This is a genomic window from Nocardioides astragali, from assembly GCF_024436375.1.
Taxonomy (GTDB): Bacteria; Actinomycetota; Actinomycetes; order Propionibacteriales; family Nocardioidaceae; genus Nocardioides; species Nocardioides astragali.
Map to the genome: position 1 here is coordinate 757,653 of NZ_JAFMZM010000001.1, position 20,504 is coordinate 778,156.

The 20,504-nt window shown below is 71.6% G+C and carries 22 protein-coding genes and 1 pseudogene; 12 read left to right on the forward strand and 11 right to left on the reverse strand.

Translation table 11 applies throughout. The features are described 5' to 3' along the window. Positions 1-8: 8 nt before the first annotated feature. Together J3P44_RS03725 and J3P44_RS03730 are read right to left on the reverse strand one after the other, a co-directional pair. Entirely contained in the window at positions 9-1,043 is a 1,035-nt protein-coding gene (locus J3P44_RS03725) for a hypothetical protein (RefSeq protein ID WP_255888886.1), read from the reverse strand. Positions 1,044-1,136: 93 nt separating this feature from the next. Next, positions 1,137-1,301 carry a hypothetical protein gene (locus tag J3P44_RS03730; RefSeq protein WP_255888887.1) on the reverse strand — a complete coding sequence of 55 codons (165 nt, stop codon included), beginning with the start codon at positions 1,299-1,301 and terminating at the stop codon, positions 1,137-1,139. 70 nt (positions 1,302-1,371) lie between these two features. Between J3P44_RS03730 and J3P44_RS03735 the strand changes: the two genes are divergently transcribed. After that, entirely contained in the window at positions 1,372-2,379 is a 1,008-nt protein-coding gene (locus J3P44_RS03735; RefSeq protein WP_255888888.1) for a helix-turn-helix domain-containing protein, read from the forward strand. Here J3P44_RS03735 and J3P44_RS03740 read toward each other — a convergent pair whose 3' ends face one another. Both J3P44_RS03740 and J3P44_RS03745 read right to left on the reverse strand, forming a co-directional pair. After that, positions 2,380-2,949 (reverse strand): TetR/AcrR family transcriptional regulator, encoded by a 570-nt coding sequence (locus J3P44_RS03740; protein ID WP_255888889.1) that lies wholly within the window; start codon positions 2,947-2,949, stop codon positions 2,380-2,382. A 100-nt stretch (positions 2,950-3,049) separates the two neighbouring features. Next, positions 3,050-3,415, reverse strand: coding sequence for an SPW repeat protein (locus tag J3P44_RS03745; protein ID WP_255888890.1), 366 nt, complete (start codon positions 3,413-3,415; stop codon positions 3,050-3,052). Positions 3,416-3,660: 245 nt separating this feature from the next. Between J3P44_RS03745 and J3P44_RS03750 the strand changes: the two genes are divergently transcribed. Next, positions 3,661-4,551 (forward strand): alpha/beta fold hydrolase, encoded by an 891-nt coding sequence (locus tag J3P44_RS03750; protein WP_255888891.1) that lies wholly within the window; start codon positions 3,661-3,663, stop codon positions 4,549-4,551. Positions 4,552-4,564: 13 nt separating this feature from the next. On the opposite strand, the gene J3P44_RS03755 is transcribed toward J3P44_RS03750, so the two are convergent. After that, entirely contained in the window at positions 4,565-4,981 is a 417-nt protein-coding gene (locus J3P44_RS03755) for a VOC family protein (RefSeq protein ID WP_255888892.1), read from the reverse strand. A 103-nt stretch (positions 4,982-5,084) separates the two neighbouring features. Between J3P44_RS03755 and J3P44_RS03760 the strand changes: the two genes are divergently transcribed. Next, a complete protein-coding gene (locus J3P44_RS03760; protein ID WP_255888893.1) occupies positions 5,085-5,600 on the forward strand; it encodes a hypothetical protein in 516 nt (171 codons plus the stop codon). On the opposite strand, the gene J3P44_RS03765 is transcribed toward J3P44_RS03760, so the two are convergent. From J3P44_RS03765 to J3P44_RS03775, 3 genes are read right to left on the reverse strand one after another with little or no spacing between them, the layout of a single operon-like run. Then, complete coding sequence (locus tag J3P44_RS03765; RefSeq protein WP_255888894.1) at positions 5,584-6,498, reverse strand: pseudouridine-5'-phosphate glycosidase; 915 nt, start codon at positions 6,496-6,498, stop codon at positions 5,584-5,586. The genes J3P44_RS03760 and J3P44_RS03765 overlap by 17 nt on opposite strands. Beyond that, a complete protein-coding gene (locus J3P44_RS03770; protein ID WP_255888895.1) occupies positions 6,498-7,400 on the reverse strand; it encodes a carbohydrate kinase family protein in 903 nt (300 codons plus the stop codon). The genes J3P44_RS03765 and J3P44_RS03770 overlap by 1 nt, the downstream gene beginning before the upstream one ends. Before the next feature lie 33 nt (positions 7,401-7,433). Next, entirely contained in the window at positions 7,434-7,766 is a 333-nt protein-coding gene (locus J3P44_RS03775) for a DUF3054 domain-containing protein (RefSeq protein WP_255888896.1), read from the reverse strand. A gap of 71 nt (positions 7,767-7,837) precedes the next feature. Between J3P44_RS03775 and J3P44_RS03780 the strand changes: the two genes are divergently transcribed. The 3 genes from J3P44_RS03780 to J3P44_RS03790 all read left to right on the forward strand — a co-directional run bounded on the left by J3P44_RS03780 (position 7,838) and on the right by J3P44_RS03790 (position 11,149). Continuing rightward, positions 7,838-8,890, forward strand: a complete 1,053-nt coding sequence (locus J3P44_RS03780; protein ID WP_255888897.1) for a family 43 glycosylhydrolase — start codon at positions 7,838-7,840, stop codon at positions 8,888-8,890. 91 nt (positions 8,891-8,981) lie between these two features. Next, positions 8,982-10,544, forward strand: a complete 1,563-nt coding sequence (locus J3P44_RS25390) for a peptide ligase PGM1-related protein (protein WP_255888898.1) — start codon at positions 8,982-8,984, stop codon at positions 10,542-10,544. Continuing rightward, a complete protein-coding gene (locus J3P44_RS03790) occupies positions 10,541-11,149 on the forward strand; it encodes a histone deacetylase (RefSeq protein WP_255888899.1) in 609 nt (202 codons plus the stop codon). Before J3P44_RS25390 ends, J3P44_RS03790 begins: the two co-directional genes overlap by 4 nt. Before the next feature lie 10 nt (positions 11,150-11,159). Here J3P44_RS03790 and J3P44_RS03795 read toward each other — a convergent pair whose 3' ends face one another. Next, positions 11,160-12,365 (reverse strand): hypothetical protein, encoded by a 1,206-nt coding sequence (locus tag J3P44_RS03795; RefSeq protein WP_255888900.1) that lies wholly within the window; start codon positions 12,363-12,365, stop codon positions 11,160-11,162. 561 nt (positions 12,366-12,926) lie between these two features. Here J3P44_RS03795 and J3P44_RS03800 point away from each other — a divergent pair. The 6 genes and pseudogenes from J3P44_RS03800 to J3P44_RS03825 all read left to right on the forward strand — a co-directional run bounded on the left by J3P44_RS03800 (position 12,927) and on the right by J3P44_RS03825 (position 17,818). Then, on the forward strand, positions 12,927-13,625 hold the full coding sequence (locus J3P44_RS03800) for a hypothetical protein (protein ID WP_255888901.1): 699 nt from the start codon (positions 12,927-12,929) through the stop codon (positions 13,623-13,625). Between the two features lie 105 nt (positions 13,626-13,730). After that, a complete protein-coding gene (locus J3P44_RS03805; protein ID WP_255888902.1) occupies positions 13,731-14,012 on the forward strand; it encodes a hypothetical protein in 282 nt (93 codons plus the stop codon). 167 nt (positions 14,013-14,179) lie between these two features. Continuing rightward, positions 14,180-14,779, forward strand: a pseudogene (locus J3P44_RS03810) (M15 family metallopeptidase). Between the two features lie 10 nt (positions 14,780-14,789). Next, positions 14,790-15,695 carry an N-acetyl-1-D-myo-inositol-2-amino-2-deoxy-alpha-D-glucopyranoside deacetylase gene (gene mshB, locus J3P44_RS03815; RefSeq protein ID WP_255888903.1) on the forward strand — a complete coding sequence of 302 codons (906 nt, stop codon included), beginning with the start codon at positions 14,790-14,792 and terminating at the stop codon, positions 15,693-15,695. A gap of 5 nt (positions 15,696-15,700) precedes the next feature. Further along, positions 15,701-16,054, forward strand: coding sequence for a hypothetical protein (locus J3P44_RS03820; RefSeq protein ID WP_255888904.1), 354 nt, complete (start codon positions 15,701-15,703; stop codon positions 16,052-16,054). A gap of 9 nt (positions 16,055-16,063) precedes the next feature. Beyond that, positions 16,064-17,818 (forward strand): VanW family protein, encoded by a 1,755-nt coding sequence (locus J3P44_RS03825; RefSeq protein WP_255888905.1) that lies wholly within the window; start codon positions 16,064-16,066, stop codon positions 17,816-17,818. 43 nt (positions 17,819-17,861) lie between these two features. Here the strand turns inward: J3P44_RS03825 and aspS are convergent, their stop codons facing one another. Together aspS and J3P44_RS25395 are read right to left on the reverse strand one after the other, a co-directional pair. Further along, positions 17,862-19,172, reverse strand: coding sequence for an aspartate--tRNA(Asn) ligase (aspS, locus tag J3P44_RS03830; RefSeq protein ID WP_255888906.1), 1,311 nt, complete (start codon positions 19,170-19,172; stop codon positions 17,862-17,864). Positions 19,173-19,533: 361 nt separating this feature from the next. Next, the gene (locus J3P44_RS25395) at positions 19,534-20,466 is read right to left on the reverse strand and encodes a GNAT family N-acetyltransferase (RefSeq protein WP_255888907.1); all 933 of its coding nucleotides are present in this window, start codon (positions 20,464-20,466) and stop codon (positions 19,534-19,536) included. Between the last annotated feature and the right edge of the window lie 38 nt (positions 20,467-20,504).

Below are 20,504 nucleotides of genomic sequence, written 5' to 3' on the forward strand. Positions count from 1 at the left end.
GAGGCTGCTCACGGTTGGGAGTCGTAGGGCACCCGCTCCCAGGACAGCACGTCCTGTGCCCCGGGTCGGTTGACCGTGACCTGGAGGAAGTTGGTGTTGTTGGCCTCGCCGTCCACGGTGATCCTGGTCAGGTTGTCGGCACTGCCGTCCACCCCGTAGACGCTCAACCAGTCGGAGCCGGCGGCAACCGGTCGGTCCACGTGGTAGCGGTGGCTGTCGCCGTCGAAGAGGTAGACCTCGCCGTCATAGGCGGAAGCCTCGAGCACCAAGGCATGGACCAGGGGCTCGAAGGCGCTGATGTCCCACGTCGGCTGGTACGACGGGTCGAACATGTCCGCCTGCTGGAAGAGGGCGACCGCGCGGGCGTTCGTCTGTCGCGCGCGGGCGAAGGTGTCCTGGACGAGATCAATGGCTGCCGCCATGCGCGCGGACTCCTCGGCGAGCTGCTCCTCAGTGGGCGTCGCATAGCCGATGCCCGTCCACGGTGCGCGGTCGTTGTTGCTGCCGACCACGTGGAGGGTGGCCATCTCGATGCCTCGTGTGCGGAGGGCTTGGTTCTCCGGGAAGCCGAGGTCCGCTTGGCTGTCGACCTCGATGGGCTGCGCGCCCAGGCTGACCCCGGCAGTCCCGTAGAACGCCGCACGGACGGCCCGGAGTCGCTCGAGCGGGTGGTAGGACCCTGCCGCGGGACGGTGGCAGTCGGTCCACTCGTTGTCTCCGGGGGTGTAGAGCAGCGGCATCTCGAAGCGGTCGAACTGCCCGCGGATCATCGCGTTGTACTCGTCGGTGCACGGCGACGACCCGTTCTTGATGTCGCCGACGTGGAACGCGAGGTCGAGCCCCGGTTGCTGGTTGATGCGGTCGACCCAACCCGGGAAGGCTGCGATCTGAGCAGCCCCGTAGGGGACGTCTCCGATCACGGCGAAGCTGACGGATGAGGGCTTGTCCTGCCCAGTCGCGGCCGGTGACGCGCCGGGAGCGATGAGGGTGAGCATCGCTGCGATCGAAGCTGAGGCCGCGAGTGCGGTTCGAGGAGAAGTCATGGTCCCTTCCTCTCGCGGACCGGTGAATGGCATGCGCGCCCTCGGATGAACGAGACATGGACATTCAGTTGGCGACGCCGACTGTTGCGCCGCTCAGCGCCCGCTCACGCAGGAACTGGCCTGACGGCGAGGTCCCGGGGGCGGCGGAGGCGTCCGGCCGTGCCTGATCGCGGCGCCGGCGTTGACGCCGTACGCGATCTCGACGACGAGCCCGCGTAGAGCGGCGAGGAGGTGTCGGGCGGTGCTGGTGGTCGGCATGGCCCCAGTCTTCGCCGGGCCAAGCGTCGCCGACAGTGGCGCAGGTGACGCTCACCGCTAAGATCGCGCCATGGCGACCACAGCCCAGGCGCGTTCGGTTCCGCGCCTGCCGACGGTGTCCGTGCTGGCCTACGACGGGATGACCGCCTTCGAGACGGGGATCGTCACCGAGGTGTTCGGCCTGCGCTGGCCGGACCTCGAGCAGTCCTGGTACGACCTTCGCATCTGCACCGAGGACGCCGAGCCGGTCGACATGGTCGGTGGTGCCCGGCTGCACACGCCGTACGGCTTGGAGGAGTTCGCCGAGGCCGACACGGTGATCGTTCCGAGCGTCAAGGACGTCACGGCACCGGTCTCGGCCGGGCTGGTGGCCGCGCTGAGGGAGGCGCACCAGCGGGGCGCACGTGTGGTGTCGATCTGCTCCGGCGCCTTCGCGCTGGCAGCGGCCGGCCTGCTCGACGACCGACGAGCCACCACGCACTGGAAGTACGCCGATGCGCTGCAGGCCAGCTACCCGCAGGTCCGCGTCGACTCCGCGCCGCTCTACGTCGACGGCGGTGGGGTCTTCACCAGCGCCGGATGCGCCGCGGGGCTCGACCTCTGCCTCCACCTCGTCCGCGAGGACAAGGGGGCCGCCGTGGCGAACGCCGTCGCCCGCCGGCTCATCGTGCCCCCGCACCGCGAGGGCGGTCAGGCGCAGTACATCGAGTCGCCCGTGGCGGTGGACCGGACCGAGGACCGCATCGCGCTGAGCATGACGTGGGCGCTGGAACACCTCTCGGAGACGCTGTCGGTCGCCCAGCTCGCCGACCAGGCGGCGATGTCTCCGCGCACCTACCTGCGTCACTTCTCGCGTCGCGCCGGCACCAGCCCGATCAGGTGGCTCGTGGCGCAGCGCGTGCAGGCCAGCCTCGAGCTGCTCGAGACGACCGACACCCCGATCGAGGAGATCGCCACCGCTGTCGGGTTCGACACCGCCGTGACCTTCCGCCACCACTTCCGACACGCCATGCACACCTCACCGGCCGCCTACCGGCGGACCTTCCACAGCCGAGCCGGCGAGGGTCCGCCGCCCTGATCACCCCAGTCCCGGCGCCCCCATCGCCAGCGCCACGACGGCGGCGGCCCCCTGCACGTCCGGCAGCGCCCCACCCGCCCGACGCGCATTGGCGTGATCGAGCATCACCGAGACGAACGTCTCGGCGGCCTGTCGGCGCAGTGTCTTCGCCACGGTCCACTCGACGGCCTGCTCCAGCGCCGACTCGGTGAGCTCGACCAGCGAGCTGCGCAGCTGGCGCAGGTGGTCACGCACCTCTGGGTGGGTGCCGCTCTCACGGAAGATGATCGTGCTCAGCACCAGCGAGTCGTGGTCGTCCAGGCCGAGCCGGCGGTGCATGGCCAGCAACGACCCTGCCGGATCGCCGCGTCGTACGACGCCCGCGACGGTCTCCTTCGTCGGCGTCGGCAGCCGCTCCTTCAACAGCGTCAGCAGCAGGTCGATCTTGCGGGGGAAGTAGTAGAACACCAGCCCCTTGGGCACTTTGGCTGCTTCGGCGACACGGGCCGTCGGGGTCGCGTCGAAGCCGTCGACGGCGAAGAGCTCCTCGGCCGCGTCCAGGATGGCGGTGCGGCGGTCGACGGTGGCCATCGGTGCTCCCGGGACGAGTGGTGGTGGATTGACGAGACGAAGGGACAGGCAGGCCGCATTTGGGCACGGCCTGCCCGTCCAGTGTCGCTGGGGCGTGGTCTCAGTGCGCGATCGGCCCGTGGTGCCCCATGTGCATCTTGCTCTCGACCTGGGGCATGCCCAGGACGCCGGCGACGAAGGTGATCGCACCCACGACCCATGCCGTCATGGCCATGGCGTCGAGGCGCTCGAAGCCCATCACCCACGGCGAGGCGATGAACAGCACGCCCATGAGCATGAGCACGTACTCCGAGATCCGGTCCTCCGACATCGCCAACGACCACAGCGCGATCGCCGCGGTCACGACACCGAGAGCCACCATCGTCCAGGTCGCGTCGTCGTTCGTCCGGGTCCACAGGGGTGACAACGCTGCGTAGGCGCCAGCCAGGAGCGCCACCCACGCCTGCCATCGAGTCCACTTCTGCATGACTGATCCTCACTTTTCCTACGCGGGATCCGTCGCCTTCCGGCGGATCGTTCACGCTCCAGCATGCGCTTGATTGACCGCCCGGTCAAGATGCCCCGCAGACACGTTCGCCCGGCGGAGGAGGCGGCACGGTCGACGATCACTCGCGCGAGCCGCGAGTGATCTTCGACCCAGAGCGCCCGGCCGTGTCGCTGCCAGGGCTACCGTGGGGTAACCAGATCCCGGAGCACAGAGGAGGACCACCCATGGTCAGCGTGGCCCCGCACACGGTCGTGCTCCACGGTCACGAGCTGTCGTACATCGACAGCGGCTCGGGGCCCGTCGTGCTCTTCATCCACGGGATCCTGGGGTCCCAGCGGCAATGGGCCCACCTCGTCGACAAGATCGACGACGAACACCGCGTGGTGGTCCCCGACCTCTTCGGGCACGGGGACTCCGCGAAGCCGACGGGTGACTACTCGCTCAGCGCGCACGCCGCGACCCTGCGCGACCTGCTCGACCACCTCGGCATCGAACGGGTCACCCTCGTCGGACACTCACTCGGCGGCGGCGTCGCCATGCAGTTCTACTACCTCTTCCCCGAGCGGGTGGACCGGCTCGTGCTGGTCGCGAGCGGCGGCCTCGGCCGGGAGGTCAACCTGGTCCTGCGCGCCGCGACCCTCCCGCTGGCCGAGCAGGTGCTCGGCGTCATCGCCTCGGCGCCCGTCCTCGAGCGGGTGGAGGCGCTGGGTCGAGGGGTGCAGAAGGTCGGCTGGCGTTCGGGGGCGGACATCGGCGCGATCTGGCACGGGTTCACCTCCCTCGGCGACCGGGAGAGCCGGCGTGCCTTTCTCGCGACCACCCGGGCCGTGATCGACTTCGGCGGGCAGAGCATCAGCGCCCACGACCACCTGGCGGACGTGACCCCGCCGCCGACGTTGATCGTGTGGGGCTCCCGGGACCGGATGATCCCGGCCTGGCACGCGCTCAGCGCACAACGGGCGGTCCCCGGCTGCCGGGTGGAGCTCTTCGAGCGTGCCGGTCACTTCCCCCACCTCGACGACCCCGACCGCTTCGCGAGCGTGCTCCGCGACTTCATGTCGACGGACGCGGAGGAGCCGACCGCCGCGGAGCCGGCCGCCGCGGCGGAGGGCTGAGCCGCTCGCGAGGTCAGAGTGAGAAGTGCCCGGGCGCGAGGCTGCGCAGCACGCAGAACTCGTTGCCCTCAGGATCCGCCAGCACCGTCCACGACTCCTCGCCCGTCTGCCCGACCTCGGCGTGGGTGGCGCCCAGTGCCAGCAGCCGCTCGACCTCCTCGTCCTGGGAGCGATCGATGGGCGAGAGGTCGACGTGCATCCGGTTCTTGACCACCTTGTCCTCCTCGACCGCGGCCAGGAACATCGTGGGTGCCACCGGTCCCGAGCGGACGGCCTCGAGGAGCTCGCCGTCGTCGCGCCCCGCCGGGCCGATCTCCACCAGGCCGGGCTCCCGGTCCAGGACCACCCAGTCGAGGGCGGCGCACCAGAAGGCGGCCAGCGCCTCGGGGTCGTGGCAGTCGAGGGAGAGCTCGGTCATTCGAGAGGCCATGCGGCGATCCAAGCACGACGGTCGACGGTGAGTCGGTCGACACCTCGACCGGCAACCGGGAGCATCGGGTCCAGCGATGAGACGAGTTCGTAGGGGCGGGCAGATGAGCACGTGGGGTGGGGGGAGCCGGGGCCGGGCGCGGGGCCTGGCGCTCGCGCCCCTCCTCCTCGGCGCGTCGCTCCTGGTCCTGCCTGGATGTGCTCCGTCGCCCGAGGATGCCGCCACGGGCGAGCTCACCGGGGTGGTCGTGTCCCGCAACGACCACCCCCTGCCCTTCGGGGGCGGCACCGTCGACTCGTGGTCCCGCGCCCTCGTCCTCACCCGCGACGAGCTCCTGGCCGCGTTCGAGGCCAGCTGGCCGGGGCGTGACGATCCGGCGGACCACGAGATCGCCAGCATCGTGATCAAGGTCGACGTCGCCGAGGTTCGACCCGAGGACATGGCGGAGGTGGACGGTGGACGGTTCCGGCTGTCGTGGTCGGAGGCGGGGCGCTACGTGTGCCTCGGCAACGATCAACGAGGAGTCGTGACGACGGCTGGCTGCGTGCTCGTGGACGTGGACGCCCCGGCGGCGATCACGATCGAGAGCTCGATCGGCGGATTCAGCGTCGAGAGCTGAGGCCCGCGTACTCCCGCGCGATCGCCGCGCCGAGTCGCGCGTTGTGCTCGACCAGCGCGATGTTGGCCTTCAGCGACTCGCCGGACGTGATCTCGACGATGCGTCCGAGGAGGTAGGGGGTCGCGTCCTTGCCGCGGATGCCGAGCCGGTCCATGTCGCCCAGTGCCTGGTCGATGATCGCGCCGATCTCGTCGGCCGGGATCTCCGACTCGGCGGGGATCGGGTTGGCGACGACCACCCCGCCGGACAGCCCGAGCTCCCACTTCGCGGCCATCAGTGCCGCGACCTCGGCGGGGGAGTCCGCCCGCATCGGGGCGGCGAAGCCGGACGAGCGGGAGAAGAACGAGGGGAACTCATCGGTGCCGTAGCCCAGGACCGGGACGCCCAGGGTCTCCAGCTTCTCCAGGGTCAGGCCGATGTCGAGGATGCTCTTCACCCCGGCGCAGACCACGGCCACCGACGTGGTCGACAGCTCGGTGAGGTCCGCCGACACGTCGTACGACGTCTCCGCGCCGCGGTGCACGCCGCCGAGTCCTCCGGTCACGAAGACGCCGATCCCGGCGAGGGCCGCCAGCCGCATCGTCGAGGCGACCGTCGTCGCGCCGTGGAGGCCGCGCGAGACGACGTACGGCAGGTCGCGGATCGAGACCTTGATGACCGACTCGTCGGAGGCGAGCAGCTCGAGGTCGTCGGCCGACAGGCCGATGGTGGGACGGCCGTGCAGGACGGCGATCGTCGCCGGGACCGCGCCGTTGTCGCGGACGATGCCCTCGACGGTGCGGGCCATCTCGACGTTCTGCGGGTAGGGCATGCCGTGGCTGATGATCGTGCTCTCCAGCGCGACCACGGGCTGCCCGGACTCCAGCGCGTCGCGGACCTCGTCGGTGACGGTCAGCATCAGTTCTTCTCCTCGGGTGCGGCCGACATGACGGCGGCCAGGTCGGGCCGGACGGTGTGGTGGCTCTCGATCGTGGCAGCGGCTGCCCGGTGGCCCTCACGCGCGGCGTCCACGGCGTCGGCGCCGCGCAACCACGCCGTGATCCACCCGGCGAGCATCGCGTCGCCGGCCCCGGTGACGTCGACGACAGTTGCGGGCACGGCCGGCAGGTGCACGGGGTCCAGCCCGCGGCTGCAGATCCACGAGCCCTCGGCGCCCTGGCGGAGCCACACGTGCTCGACGCCGCGGTTGTGCAGGTCGCCGACGGACGGGCGCCAGTCGGCGACTGGGCGCCCGGTGAGCGCCGCGAGCTCGTCGGTGTTGGGGGTGACCAGGAACAGGTCGTGCACCAGGTCGGCCAGCCGCGCGGCCTTGGCGACCGACACCGGCTCGAAGGCGAGCGCGACACCCGCAGCGGCGGCGGTCTGCACCACGCGTGCCGCCTGGGTGTGGGCGAGGTTGCCGTCGACCACGACCAGCGCCGCGTCCTCGAGGTGGACCGTGTCGAGCTCGAGCTGGTCGATGATCTCCATGTCAGACACCGCCGCGACCAGCTCACCGCGGTCGTCCAGGACGGCGGTGTAGGTGCCGGTCGCCCCAGGCACACGGCGTACGGCACCGACGTCGGCACCGCACCCGGCGGTCACCCGCAGCGCCTCGTCGCCGAAGGCGTCGTCGCCCACGGCGGAGACGAGCCGCACCGGGGCGCCGAGCAGGCCGAGGCATGCGGCGATGTTGCGGCCGACGCCGCCGGGAGAGATCCGGGTGTGCCCCGGGTTGCTGGTCCCGGGCACGAGCGGCGCCGAGGTCCGCGCGACCACGTCCATGTTGGTGCCGCCGACGACCACCACCCACTGCTTCACGCCGCAGATCCTGACAGAGCGGCGGGGCGGGCTTCAGCCTCGGACACGGGCACCGACCCTGGGCAGGACGAGCAGGGCACCGAGGACGAGCGTGGCCACCACCACGAAGGCCGTCGCGGTGCCCTGTCCACTGGTCTGTCGCAGCACCATTCCGACGACCAGCGCGCCCAGCCACACCACCACACCGGAGCCGATCGCGTCCGGCGGGCGCCGCAGGAGGGCGAGCGCGACCCACGCGACGAGGGTGCCGGCGAGGAACGGCCACGCGGTGGTCCACCAGCCGCCCGGCGTCAGCGTCCCGTAGTGGCTGAGTCGACCGATCACGGCGAAGACGCCGACGAGCAGGAGATCGACCGCGAGCCACATGCCGAGAAGCCTAGAGTGGGCGGACCGGTCGATCTCGGCCGCCTCGCCTCGTGATCCGATACCGTCCACCGGTGCCGAACCGGAGAGCAGCACGCCTGCTCGTGCTGCTGCTGGTCGCGGCTGCGCTGGCCTGGCTCGCCGCGCCCGCCGGAGCCGAGGAACAGGTCCCGCGACCGGTGCTCAACCTCGACTTCCCCGACCCCGCCGTCGTCGCCACTCCCGCCGGGCTGGTCGCCTACGCCACCGGCGACCGGGTGCCGCACGCCTGGTCGCAGCGCGCCGACGGTCCCTGGCAGCGCGGCCCAAGCCTGCTGACGCACCGCCCGTCGTGGTCGCGTGAGGGTGGGGTGTGGGCCGTGGACGTGGCCCGGGTGCGCGGTCGGTGGCTGCTCTACTACGCCACCCCGGTGCGCGGCATGGGCGAGCACGGCCGGTGCATCGGCGTCGCGCGCTCGGCGTCCGCGCGCGGCCCGTTCCGCCCCGTGGGCCGCGCCCCGCTTGTCTGCCCGTCCTACGCCCGGACGCCGACCGCGCAGGACCCGCTGCTGCCCCGGGACCCGACGCTGCCGCGGGCCGGGGTGATCGACCCGTCCTGGTTCCGCGACGCCGACGGGTCGTCGTACCTGCTCTACAAGACCGACCGGATCCCTTCCACCGTCCGGATCGTGGCGCTCACCCGGGACGGGCAGGCGGTGCGCCGTGGGGCGACGAGCCTCGAGCTCGTACGGTCCGCCGGCGTCGTGGAGAACCCCGTCCTGGCCCGGCGCGCGCAGGGCTACGTCTTGCTGGTCTCCGAGGGCGACTGGACCCGCTGTGGCTACCGCACCAGCTGGTTGCTCTCGCCGAACCTGCTGGACTGGACGACCGCACAGACCGGGACGCTGCTCGATGCGGACTCCACGGGCCTGTGCGGACCCGGCGGTGCCGACCTGGTGGAGGGTCTGGGCGGGCGGACGTTGGTCTTCCTCCATGGCTGGACCTGCCGCGGGATGCCGCTGCCCTGTGCCGGAAAGGGTGCGTGGGACCACACGCCTCGCGCCGGTGGCCGACGGGCGTTGTACGCCGCCACGCTGGGCTGGGTCGACGGCGTGCCGGAGGTCAGGGCCTGGCTCCAGACGCGGTGACCACGCGCACGGACATCCCTCGTCCCGGTGTTGCCCGATCGTCGATCGGAGGAGCAGACTCGCACGACGGGGGTGACCGGGAGGTGACCAGGTGACCGCGACGCGCTCCTTGTTCGACCTCGACGAGGCACAGCGCTATGACGCCTACGAGGCGCTCCAGCAGCGGATGCCGGAGGTGTGGGAGGCGATGCGCCACGACCTCCCGCTCGAGTCCGCTGTCGTGGTCCCGTCGATCAGCCTCGAGAGCACCACCGCCGGGAGCGGCACCCTCATGCAGGCGATGGAGGAGCGGGCCCTCTTCCTGCTGCTGCTCCTGCGCCAGCCGATGCTGACGCTCGTCTACGTCACCTCCTCGCCGGTCGAGGAGGACATCGTGGAGTACTACCTGGGGCTGCTGCCGGGCATCATCCCGAGCCAGGCGCGCCGCCGCCTCCGTCTCGTGTCGGTCGGTGACGCATCACCCCGTCCCCTCAGCGCCAAGCTGCTCGCGCGCCCCAGGTTGTTGCGCGAGATCCGTGAGCTGATCCCCGACCAGGGCGTGAGCCACCTGATCCCCTACACGACGACGTCGCTCGAGCGTGACGTCGCGCTCAGCCTCGGCATCCCGATCTATGGCTCGGACCCGCGCCTCGCGCCGCTCGGGAGCAAGTCGGGCTGCCGCGGGCTCTTCGACGAGGTGGGCGTCCAGGCCCCGGTGGGCGCGGAGGACCTCCACACGCTGGACGACCTGGTGGACGCGTTGGCCGGCATGCGCGCCCACCGGCCGTCCCTGGCGGAGGTGATCGTCAAGATCAACGAAGGAGTGTCCGGCTCGGGCAACGCGTCGGTGGACCTGAGCGGCGCCCCGGCGCCCGGCGCCGCCGACGAGGCCGGCGCGCTGCGCGCGTGCCTGCTGGCCATGCGGCCCGAGGCGGACGGCCTCGACGTGGACGCCTTCCTGGCGGCGTTCGAGCGGCTCGGCGGCGTGGTGGAGGAGCGGATCACCGGCGTGGCGTGCGCCAGTCCGAGCGTGCAGATGCGGGTGCTCCCGGACCGCGCAGTCGAGCTGCTCTCGACCCACGACCAGCTGCTCGGCGGGGTGAGCGGACAGCAGTACCTGGGCTGCGTGTTCCCTGCGGACCCGCTCTACTCCCGCAAGATCTCCGAGCCCGCGCTGGCCATCGGCCGGCGCCTCGCCGAGCGCGGCGTGCTCGGCCGCTTCGCGGTCGACTTCGTCACCGTGCAGGACGACTCCGGCGACTGGGACGCCTACGCGATCGAGCTCAACCTCCGCAAAGGCGGCACCACCCACCCCTTCCTGACGCTCCAGTTCCTGACCGACGGCGCGTACGACGGCGATGCCGGGGTCTACCGCACGGCGGCGGGTGCGGCGAAGTACCTCGTGGCCACTGACCACTTCGAGGACGACCGGCTGAGGGCCTTGACGACGCGCGACGTGTTCGACGTCGTGGTTCGGCACCGGCTGCACTTCGACCATGCGCGCCAGACCGGGATCGTCTTCCACATGATCAGCTGCGTCACCGAGTGTGGCCGGCTCGGCATGACGGCGATCGGGGACAGCGCCGACGAGGCGTGGCAGCTCTACCAGGACGCGACCGCCGTGCTGCTGCACGAGGCCGAGCAGGCGGGGATCCCAGGGGCGCTTCCGACGTGAGCGGCACCGCCGATCCCCGCGTCTGGTACGCCGCCTTCGGCTCCAACCTGTCGACGGAACGGCTGGCCTGCTACCTGCGGGGCGGGGTGCCGCGAGGAGCGGTGCGCGAGTACGAGGGGTGCCGAGACCCGACGCCGCCCCGCGAGCACCGGCCCATCACGATCCCGGGGAGCCTGCGGTTCGCGGGCGAGTCCCGGGTGTGGGGAGGAGGCACGGCCTTCTACACCCCGGCGGGCGGGGGAGTTGTCCACGCGCGCGCCTACCTGTTGCGGCTGGAGCAGTTCAGCGACCTCGTCTCCCAGGAGACGCGTCACCCGGTCGGCCGGACCTTGGTGCTCGCCGAGAAGGGGCCGACCCGACACGGGTTGTCACAGGTCTACGACGTGGTGCTCGATCTCGGTGAGCTCGACGGCCACCGGCTCGTCACCCTCAGCTCCACGCGCGATCACCGCGCCAGACCTCCGTCCGCGGCCTACGTGCGGACCATGCTGGACGGCCTCGCCGAGGGCTTCGACCTCGATGCCGAGGCCCGGGTCGCCTACCTGGCCGGGATGGCCGGGATGTCACCCGGCTGGACGGTGGACGACCTTCGCGAGCTGCTGTGATGCTCGGGGGTCAGTCGAACCAGCGGCGGTCCATCGACACGATCCAGCGACGACGCGGATGCTCGGTCACCGACCAGATCCGGTCGGTGGAGGGCCAGTAGCTGAGGTCCTCGGGTCCCATCGGGAGGGCCCACCGTCGTACCTTCATCGAGCCTGGCTGGCCCGAGCACATCGTGCCGGGCATCCACGGTCCGTGCGAGACGGTGACGTGGTAGCGGCCGCCCGCGATCACCGCGCCCTGCATGCGTCGCACCCCGCCCTCGTCGACCGCCAGAGGCCGGGAGAAGCCGTCGTCGCCGGCGGCGAGCTGCCACGTCTGCGGGTCGAGCGGATAGCGCGCGAGCCGGGTGCTGGCCTGCGGGTCGAAGGCGTACTCACCGGCGATCAGGGCCGGCGGCTCGGAGCGCCGGTCCAGCGACATGAAGGAGTAGCGGAGCTTCTGGTGGCCCTCGTCCGTGTAGGCCTGGTAGGTGAATCGCACCGGCAGGACGTAGCGGTGACCGAAGGAGTGGAGCCTCGTGCCGTCGAGGCCGAACCTGTCGGGCTGGGCGTCGTCGCCCGACACCCGCATGATGTCGTCGACGCGGGCCGTCACGAACCCGCGGCTGGTGGCCGCTATGTGCAGGTAGGAGCCGGCCCACACGATGCCTCCGGCGTGGATGCGCATCGGCTTCAGCCTCAGCTTCCCGGACTCGTCGAAGACCGGCACGACGAGCAGCACGTGTCGGTACGTCCCCGAGTCGAGGTCGACGAACGTCACCCGTGACCCCCGCTTGATGCCGTCCCTGCCGGTGGAGTACCAGGTCGTCACCACGACCCTGCGTCCACCGATGACCCCGGTGTCGGAGGCGTCCGCGCTTGTCGAGATGCCCTGGGGATACCAGAGCTCGTCGCGCTCGTCGTGGGCGTCCCAGCGGTAGGCCTCGCGCACCGCCCGGCCGAGCAGCCGCGGCACCACCCGCGCCGGCCGTACGGCGTACTTCAGGTCGCCGAGCAGCCCGTCGAGCCCCGCGGGCTCACCCAGCACGCCGGCGAGCGCCGCGATCTCCCGGACGTTCTCGTCGGTGCGCTGCAGGTGCACGCCCTGGACGTACGGCGACTCCGCGGCCGTGGGCCGCTCGATCGGAAGGGGCTCGGTGGCGGGCCCGGTTGCCGCCGCGTGCCTGGTCGCCGCCTCGGGCTCGTGCTCGGACGGAGGATCCCCGGCAGGACGCATCCCCCGACCCTAGCCAGCCGCGCGGGCTCCACCGTCCCCCCTTCGGGTAGTCCCCATCACACGCCCCCTTCGGGGTAGTCCGCATCAAACGGCTGGCGCTGGTCCCACTTCAGCAAGCCAATTGATGCGGACTACCCCGGCAGGTGGGCCATCATCGGGCCCCGAACCGTGCACACGGGCCCGGTGCACACCGTCGTCCACAGCGGTCAGTCAGGACGGTTCGAGGGTGTCGGACGCCGCGCGTGCCATGGAGGCATGTACGTCGAACGACCGGCTGCCCGGCAGCAACGACCACGTGAGCTCGTGCTCCCTGTACGCGTCGACCCCACCGGCCGCGATGGTCCGACGCGGAACCAGGCGAGCGGCCGTCGTTGGCGGCAGACGTCGCCGGGCCTCTACGTGCCGACGTCGACCACGCGGATGTGCGTCCATCAGCGCATCCTGGAGCAGGGAAGAAGGATCCGGTCCCACGGTGCTGTGACCGCGTGGGCAAGCCTGCGGTTCCAAGGTGCTCGATACTTCGACGGCGGTCCACTGCACAGCGAGGACGAGCAGGCGCCGGTGCCGATCGTGACGGGACCAGCGCTGCTCCGACCAGATCCGCGGGTCACTCTGAGTCGTGAGCAGCTGGCCGCGGACGAACGACAGTCGGTCGGAGGCATCTGGCTGACGACGCCAGCCCGGGCGTTGTTCGACGAGGTACGCCGTCATGGCCGGCTGCGTGAGGCTGTGGCGGACATCGAGGTCGCCGTGGCGGCTGGCCTGTTGTCGTTCCACGACTTTGCTGACTACGTCGCCTCACGCAGCCCGTGGACCGGCATCGGCTTGGCGCGTGACGCGGTGGCGTTGGCGGGACTCGGCTGTTGGTCGAGACCCGAAGCCAACATGGCCCTGACCTGGATGCTTGACGCTGGACTTGGACGCCCACTGTGCAACGTGCCGGTCTTCGACCTGCACGGCAGGCTGATCGCGATCGTCGACCTCCTCGACGCGGAGGCAGGGTGTGTCGGCGAGTATCAAGGCGCGCACCACAAGGGGGTCGACCAGCACCGGAGGGACGTGGCGCGGTTTCAAGCGCTGCGTGACGTGGGACTCGAGTGCTTCGAGGTCGTGGGCGGTGACCTCGCCGATGTAGATCTCGTCGCGAAGCGCATGCACGCCACCCGCGAGCGCTCCCTCTTCCGCCCACCGTCCGAGCGGCTCTGGACGCTGGACCGCCCTGACTGGTGGCCTGCCTGGGCGGCGGCTCGTTGCCTCTGAGGGACCGCCTCCCGGGTTAGTCCGCATCAATCGGCTCCCCGAAGTCTGGCGGCAGGAAGCATATTGATGCGGACTACCCCCGGGGGCCGGAAGGGGAGGTGGAGAATGACCCCTGTGAGGGCGATCTTCTTCGACGAGGACGACGCGCAGGCCGTCGTGGCACGCCTGCGGGCCGACGGCTTCGAGGCCACGATGGAGCGCGAGCGGCTGGCCGGTGAGGACGACGACGAGGACCACCCGTGGGCGGTGGCGAGCGATGCACCCGCCTTCATGCTCGAGGTCCTGGTCGACACCCACGACGGCTGGCTCGACGAGGGCGAGGACGCCGGGGCGACCCTGCCGCCGCTCGACCTGCCGGCAGCCCCGCGTCGCATCAAGCGGACCTGACCGTGCCCCGCGCGGCGTGGGTCGTGGTCCTCCTGCTTGCCTGCGGCGGGTGCACGGCCGAGGGGGAAGCCCCGCGGACCACGACGACCTCGTCGACGGCGTCGACGGCGTCGAGCGACGCGGAGCCCGACATCGAGGGCGCGACGGGCGAGGGCGCGACGGGCGAGGTGAGAACCAGCCCGTTCGACCTGACGCGCCACTCCCGCTCGGACCCGGACAGCGTCTGGGTGCTGGTCGACAAGCGCCGTCCCCTGCGCCCGGCCACCCACACGCCCGAGCTCGACATCGTCGAGGGCTACCTCGTCCACCCGCGCGTCGTACGTCCGCTCACCCGCCTGCTCGCCACCGGCCGCCGTGCCGGGCTGGACCTGCGCGTCTTGAGCGCCTACCGCTCGTACGGCCGGCAGGCCGAGCTGTACGCCGGCGCGGTCGCCAGCCTGGGCCCCGACCGGGCTGCCCTCACCACGGCGCCGGCCGGGCACTCCTAGCACCAGACCGGCCTGGCCGTCGACCTGGGCCGCGCCGCGACGGGGGAGTGCAACGTGGCGCCGTGCTTCGCGCGGACGAGGGAGGGCAGGTGGCTGCGCCGCCATGCGCACCGCTTCGGCTTCATCGTGCGCTACCCGGCCGGCGGCCGAGGAGTCACCGGCTTCGCCCACGAGAGCTGGCACTTCCGGTTCGTCGGCCCACCCCTGGCCCGCCACATGAGGCGGGAGGGGATCGCCACCTTGGAAGAGGCGTTCGGGCGGAGTGTGGGCGGCTCCTAGGCTGGGGGCCATGACGTCCGACCACCGCCTCCTGCTCGTGCACGCCCATCCCGACGACGAGACCATCAACAACGGCGCCACGATGGCCCGCTACGCCGACGACGGCGCGGGCGTGACCCTCGTGACCTGCACCGCGGGCGAGATGGGTGAAGTGCTCGTACCCGACTTGGCGTACCTGGCCTACGAGGAGAAGGGCGGGCTCGGCGAGCACCGGCGCGGCGAGCTCGAGGAGGCGATGAAGGTCCTCGGCGTGACGGACCACCGCTTCTTGGGCGGCTTCGGCCGCTTCCACGACTCGGGCATGGCCTGGCACGAGGACGGCCATGCGGTCGCGGGCGAGTTCGTCCCCGACAACGCCTTCTGGAACGCCGACCTCATCGAGCCCGCCGACGAGCTGGTGAAGGTGATCCGTGAGGTCCGCCCGCACGTGCTGGTGACCTACGACCAGTTCGGCGGCTACGGCCACCCCGACCACATCCAGGCGCACCGGGTGGCGATGTACGGCGCACAGCTGGCGGCAGCCCCGTCCTACCGGCTCGAGCTCGGCGAGCCCCACGACATCGCCAAGATCTACTGGACCGCGATGAGCGAGTCGCGGATGCGTGCGAGCCTCCGCGAGCTGCGCGAGGCCGGCGACACCGAGACGTTCGCCGGCATGGAGCCCGACGGCAAGCTGCCGCCGTTCGTGACCCCCGACGAGCTGATCAGTGCGCGCGTGGACGGCAGGGCGACCGTGGAGCGCAAGATGGACGCGTTGGCCAAGCACGCCACGCAGGTGCAGGCCGACGGGCCGTTCTTCTCCGGAGCGGAGAGCGGCCACTCGTGGTGGGCCGAGGAGTTCTACCGCCTGGTGAAGGGCATCCCGGGCCCCGCTGGTGCCGACGGGTTCGAGGAGGACCTCTTCGCCGGACTGTGAGGACGGTGCTCGGCGCGCTCCGGTCGCCAGCGGCGGGAGTGGTCGGGGTCGTCTCCGGAGTGGCGGGGACGCTGCTGCACCAGCACTGGTGGGGCCTGGCGCTCGCCCTCGCCACGGGCCTCGTCGTGCTCGCGTGGCTGCCGCCGGGTGGTGTCCGGCTGGCCTTCGCGCTCGGCTGGTGCGTGGTGGTGCTGCGAGGTGTGATCGCCCGTCCGGCCGGTGGCTTCCTCATCTCCTCCGACGCCCGGGGGTGGTCGTTCCTCGCCGGCTCGTTCGTGCTGCTGGTCGGGGCGCTGGCGACCCTGGCGTCGCGCCGGGGGCGCGCCGAGGATCGGGGAGTTCGAGGTCCGGCCACCTAAACTCGCGCCGTGGCCAAGAACCCGCAGCGCCCTGCCGAGCAGCCCCGTGACAAGGCGGGCGCCTCGGTCGTCGTGTGGCTGCTGCTCGGGCTCGTGGTGCTGTTCGGCGGGTTGTACGTCGCCGCGCACTACATCGCCGGCGACAAGGTCCCGCGCAACACGACCGTCTCCGGGGTCCGCATCGGCGGCCACCCCCAGGGCGAGGCGGCGCAGCGGCTGCAGGCTGGGCTGGCCGACAAGGTCGCCCGTGACATCGCCACCACCATCGAGGGCACGGCGGTCGCGATCGACCCCGCTGCGGCCGGTCTCCAGGTCGACTACGAGGCGTCGGTGGCCGAGGCAGGTGGCGAGACCAGCTGGGACCCGGTCCGACTCTGGAACTACTTCACCGGCGGTGACACCTTCGAGGCGGAGGTGACCCTCGACGACGCCACTTACCGGGCCTACCTCGCCGGTCTCGATCAGCAGCACGGCACGCCCGCGCGCGACGGCGCGGTGGCCTTCGCCGGCAACCGGGTCGAGAGGACGGAGCCACGCACCGGCAAGGCGCTCGACCCCGCCGACACGCTGGCCGCGCTGCGTGCCGCCTTCCTCGAGGACGCCCCCGGCGAGGTCGCCCTGGAGATGGCCGACGTCGTCCCTGCCATCGACGAGGGTGACGTCCAGGAGGCGCTCGACGGATTCGCGTCGCCCGCCGTGGCCGCTCCGGTCACGCTGGGCTTCGAGGGCTCCACGATCAAGCTCTCGCCCGCCGACTACACCGCGGCCCTCACCCTGGTGCCGACCCAGGGCGAGCTCGTGCCCACCCTCGACGCGGCCAAGCTGGCCGAGGTCGTCGGGTCCAAGGTCACCACCGGGGCTCCTGTCGACGCGACGGTCACGCTGGTCGGCGGCCGCCCGCAGGTGGTGCCCGCCAAGCCTGGCGTGACCTTCGACCCCGCCGAGCTCGAGGCCGGCTTCCTCGACGTCGTCGCCAAGCCGCAGGGCGAACGTACGCTCACGCTGACCGCCAAGGTCGCCCAGCCGGAGTTCACCACCAAGGAGGCCCGCGCCCTCAAGGTCACCGAGCAGGTGTCGACCTTCACGACGTACTTCCCCTACGCCGAATACCGCAACGTCAACATCGGCCGGGCCGCGGAGATCATCGACGGCACGCTCCTCAAGCCCGGCGAGACCTTCTCCCTCAACGACACGGTGGGGGAGCGGACCGTGGAGAACGGCTTCACCAAGGGCTACGTCATCAGCGACGGCATCCTCATCCAGGACCTCGGTGGCGGTGTCTCGCAGATGGCCACGACTCTCTTCAACGCGATGTTCTTCGCGGGCCTCGAGGACGTCGAGCACAAGCCGCACTCGTTCTACATCGACCGCTACCCGATCGGGCGCGAGGCGACGGTGGCATGGGGCGCGGTCGACCTGCGCTTCGCCAACGACACCCCCTACGGCGTGCTCATCGACACCAACGTGACGCCGTCGACGCCGTCGTCCTCGGGCGTGGTCACCGTGACGATGTACTCCACGAAGTACTGGGACATCACGACGAGCACGGGGGAGCGCTACAACCTCACCAAGCCCGAGACCCGCCGCATCGACGACCTCAAGTGCCACCCCAACGAGGGCTTCGGCGGGTTCGACATCGACGTCGTCCGCTACTTCAAGCCGGTCAACGGCAACACCGAGACCCGCGAGGACGAGGTCTTCCACACGACCTACATCCCCAGCGACACGGTGATCTGCACCAATCCCGACGCCGTCGACGAGTAGATGGCGCCTCCGCTTCGCTTCGGCGCCCAGAGGTCGTCGGATCCTAGGGCGCGAGCCGGTGCAGGTCCCTCGGGAAGAGCGTGACCTCGCGGATGTTGGCCGCCTCGACGAGCCGGCCCACCCAGCGCTCCAGCCCGATCGCGAACCCCCCGTGCGGGGGCATCCCGTGGCGGAATGCCTGCAGGTAGGCGTCGTACGTCCTCGGGTCCTCGCCGCGTGCGCGAATGGCCCTGTCGTAGTCCGAGGGGCGGTGCAGCCGCTGGCCGCCGGTCACCAGCTCCACGCCGCGGAAGAGCAGGTCGAAGCTGTTCGAGGATTCTGTCGGCGCCATCGCTTCGCTCTGGCGCGTGTCCGCGGACAAGATCCCGCCGGTCCACGGGTGGGTGTAGAAGGGCCGCTTGAGCAGCGGGTAGCCCTCGACGGCGAGGAAGTCACTGCCGTGCTCGGCGAGCGCCCAGGCGCCGAGGGCGCGCTCGTGCTCTGGCGCGAGGTCGGGCTCGTCCGCCGGAGCCCCCACCAGCTCCAGCGCTTCGGCGAAGTGCACGACCGGGATCTCCTCCGGCACCACCGGCAGCCGCGCGCCGGTGCGGGCCACCGCCGACTCCTCGTCCGCGACCGCCGCCAGCATCCCGGCAAGGACGTCGCGCAGGACCGCGAGCACGTCGCGGTGATCGCGGATGAAGCCCAGCTCGACGTCGAGCGAGCGGTACTCGGCGAGGTGCCGCACGGTGTCGTGCGGCTCGGCGCGGAAGACCGGGCCGACCTCGTAGACCCGCTCGAAGACGCCCACGAGCTGCTGCTTGTAGAACTGGGGGCTCTGCGCGAGGTAGGCGGGGCGGCCGAAGTAGTCGACCGCGAAGACGTTGGCCCCCGACTCGGTCGCCGACTCCACGAACTTCGGGGTCGTCACCTCTGTGAAGTCCAGGGCGTCGAGGGTGGCCCGGAAGCCTCGCAGCGAGGCCGCGGCGAGCTCCCACCGCGCCCGCTGCGCCGGGTGGCGCCAGAGCACCGGCGCGTGGTCGAGCAGCGTCGGCAGCGAGACGTCGAGGGCCGGTCGCCACAGCTCGGCCGGCGGGGTGCTCGCCGGCTCGGTCAGCAGCTCGACGACCGCCTCGGTGACCTCGACGCCGCCGGGTGCCTGGGCACTGGCCGTGGCCGTGCCGGTGACCCGGACGGTGGTCTCCTCGGGTGGCACGGCAGCTCCGGCGGGCAGCACCACCTGGGCCAGGCCGCTGCGGTCGCGCAGCACCAGGAAGGTCACGCGGGCGAGCTCGCGGCGGCGGTGCACCCAGCCCTCCAGCGTCACCGCGGCACCGGGCGTCGTCGTGGTCAGGTCGTGGCAGAGCGTTCTCATGATGTCCTCCAGGTGGATGAGGCCCTGGAGGTGTGGGCGGGGGCTAGGTCGCGGTGCCACCACACCTTCGCCGGTCGAGCTCCGTCATCGGGAGGGCCGGCCTCTCGTCGGTACGCCGTACGCGCGGACGGCCGCTGCTCTGCCGGCGTGCAGGAGGTGTGTCAGGCCCCGCGGTCGTCGTGACGATGATGCGACCTCCGCCCACGACGCGGCAACCGATTTGGCGGGGGCGTGTGACGACGTGGTCATCGGGCCGCTCGAGCGGCCGCGGGGCCTCGGGTCCGCTCGAGTCGGGGTGCGGCACCATCCGACAAACCGGGGCGGATCGTCTTGAGGTGCGGCTCGCCGGGACGACGGGGCCTCACACGTCCCGTGCGACGAGGTAGCGGTTGAGGTGGTGCGCACGGAACCCGAGCCCGGCGTACAGCGCCAGGGCGGGTGCGTTGTCGCTCTCCACGTGCAGCCATGCGGTCCGGGCACCCCGGGAGGCTCCCCAGTCCAGCAGCTCGGCGATGGCGCTCCTGGCCAGGCCGCGACGGCGGTGCTCCGGGTCCACCTGGAGCGAGTGCAGGCAGAGCCAGTCGCCGTCCAGCGAGGCCTCCCCGGTGGCGGCTCCGTCGAGGAGGCGCACCGTGAGCCGGTCGCCGTCCTCGAGGAGCTCGGCATCGGCCTGGGCCGCGACGCTCAGCGCGCGCACGACCGACGCCACACCGGCGAGCATCGTCTCCGAGTCGCCGACGCCGTAGGGCTCCCACCCGAGGTCGCGCAGCCCGCGCTCGACCTCGCCGTCGCGCTCCACCTGAGCCAGCGGCCTACGCCCCAGCTGCTCGTACGCCGCCCGCACCCGCGCCGAGGCCTCCTCGAGCGGCAGCCCGGGGTCACCCATCGCGAGGGCGGAGTTGGCCCGCTTCAGCAGGCGGCCGCCGATCGGCGGGGAGCTGCGGATCACCCACTCGCCCAGTGGCTCCCGCGTGACCTCGGGCCAGTCGGCGAAGGAGTGCAGCTCGATGTCGCGCGCCGCGACCCGCGCCCGGACCGAGGCCCGAGGCGGCACGGGCTTGCCGGTCACCACGTCGGACAGGGCGATCTCGACCGGGCCGGCGTCGTCGGGACGGCCGTCGCGATCGATGGTGAGCGAGGCCTCGCCCCACGACGTGCAGGTGCCGAGGACGTCGGTGGCCGAGCCGTCCGGGAGCAGGTGGCGCACCACGATCCGCCGGCCCACGACGTGCGGTCCGAGGGTGTGCCTGCCCACCGTCGTCTCAGCGGGCTGGGGCTCTGGCGTCTCGACCACGTGACGGATACTAGAGTGGGCCGGAACGATCCCCATCC

What these genes read in the sequence shown, in the direction of transcription:
- J3P44_RS03765 (WP_255888894.1), bottom strand. Translation starts at nt 6,498, where the DNA reads ATGCTGACCGTCACCGACGAGGTCCGCGACGCGCTGGAGTCCGGGCAG.
- J3P44_RS03730 (WP_255888887.1), bottom strand. Translation starts at nt 1,301, where the DNA reads ATGCCGACCACCAGCACCGCCCGACACCTCCTCGCCGCTCTACGCGGG.
- J3P44_RS03775 (WP_255888896.1), bottom strand. Translation starts at nt 7,766, where the DNA reads ATGTGGCTCGCGGTCGATCTCCTGCTCGTCGGCGTCTTCGCCGTGATC.
- J3P44_RS03760 (WP_255888893.1), top strand. Translation starts at nt 5,085, where the DNA reads ATGAGCACGTGGGGTGGGGGGAGCCGGGGCCGGGCGCGGGGCCTGGCG.
- J3P44_RS03755 (WP_255888892.1), bottom strand. Translation starts at nt 4,981, where the DNA reads ATGGCCTCTCGAATGACCGAGCTCTCCCTCGACTGCCACGACCCCGAG.
- J3P44_RS03735 (WP_255888888.1), top strand. Translation starts at nt 1,372, where the DNA reads ATGGCGACCACAGCCCAGGCGCGTTCGGTTCCGCGCCTGCCGACGGTG.
- J3P44_RS03795 (WP_255888900.1), bottom strand. Translation starts at nt 12,365, where the DNA reads ATGCGTCCTGCCGGGGATCCTCCGTCCGAGCACGAGCCCGAGGCGGCG.
- J3P44_RS03805 (WP_255888902.1), top strand. Translation starts at nt 13,731, where the DNA reads ATGACCCCTGTGAGGGCGATCTTCTTCGACGAGGACGACGCGCAGGCC.
- J3P44_RS03725 (WP_255888886.1), bottom strand. Translation starts at nt 1,043, where the DNA reads ATGACTTCTCCTCGAACCGCACTCGCGGCCTCAGCTTCGATCGCAGCG.
- J3P44_RS03740 (WP_255888889.1), bottom strand. Translation starts at nt 2,949, where the DNA reads ATGGCCACCGTCGACCGCCGCACCGCCATCCTGGACGCGGCCGAGGAG.
- J3P44_RS03745 (WP_255888890.1), bottom strand. Translation starts at nt 3,415, where the DNA reads ATGCAGAAGTGGACTCGATGGCAGGCGTGGGTGGCGCTCCTGGCTGGC.
- J3P44_RS03750 (WP_255888891.1), top strand. Translation starts at nt 3,661, where the DNA reads ATGGTCAGCGTGGCCCCGCACACGGTCGTGCTCCACGGTCACGAGCTG.
- mshB (WP_255888903.1), top strand. Translation starts at nt 14,790, where the DNA reads ATGACGTCCGACCACCGCCTCCTGCTCGTGCACGCCCATCCCGACGAC.
- aspS (WP_255888906.1), bottom strand. Translation starts at nt 19,172, where the DNA reads ATGAGAACGCTCTGCCACGACCTGACCACGACGACGCCCGGTGCCGCG.